Origin of the sequence: Mycobacterium sp. 1423905.2, assembly GCF_001673155.1 — a bacterium.
In the GTDB taxonomy this organism is placed as follows: Bacteria; Actinomycetota; Actinomycetes; order Mycobacteriales; family Mycobacteriaceae; genus Mycobacterium.
Window position 1 is genome coordinate 1 of sequence record NZ_LZLE01000220.1, and the last position, 777, is coordinate 777.

1 protein-coding gene is annotated in these 777 nt (G+C 67.1%); it reads left to right on the forward strand.

What is annotated here, in order from left to right; genetic code table 11:
• Nucleotides 1-228: 228 nt before the first annotated feature.
• Nucleotides 229-777, forward strand: a 549-nt coding sequence (locus A9W95_RS13525; RefSeq protein WP_067413301.1) for a nitroreductase family protein, incomplete at its 3' end; no start/stop codon positions are given.

The window sequence follows — 777 nt, forward strand, 5'->3', positions numbered from 1 at the left end:
GTCGACACGCTGGTCGTCCTGGACACCTGCCATGACCTCATGTACAGCGAGCCACGCCGGCTGGCGACCATCCTGGCCGAGCGCTGCCGGGCGCGGTCGCGAGCCGAGTGAACTGCTCAGCGCCGCAGGGGTTCCACGTCTGGCTGGTCGGTGCTTTACAGATGTGACGGAAGCTGTCACGCTGGGCGCCACAGTCGGACCAACTGCCGGCGCACGCGAAGGGGATCCATGTCCGGGGCAAGCGGCGACGTCTGGGAAGTGATGTCGACCGCCCGCACCATTCGGCGCTTCACCGACGAGCCCGTCGACGACGCGACATTGACGAGGTGCTTGGAGGCGGCCAGATGGGCGCCGTCGGGTGCGAACGCTCAAGGCTGGCGGTTCATCGTGCTGCGGTCACCGCAGCAACGCGCGGTGGTGGCCGAAGCCGCCGCGCAGGCGCTCGCGGTGATCGAACCCGTCTACGGAATGAGCCGCCCAGACCCCCATGACCACAGCCGACGCGCCCGCACGAATCGGGCCACCTACGAACTGCACGACCGCGCAGGCGAATTCGTCTCGGTGCTGTTCACGCAACTCCATTACCCGACCGCGTCCGAGCTTCTCTTGGGCGGGTCGATCTTCCCGGCCATGCAGAACTTCTTGCTGGCGGCTCGCGCGCAGGGGCTGGGTGCTTGTATGACGAGCTGGGCATCCTATGGCGGGGAGAAACTGTTGCGGGATGCGGTTGGCGTACCGAGCGAGTGGATGTTGGCCGGTCACATCGTGGTCGGCTGG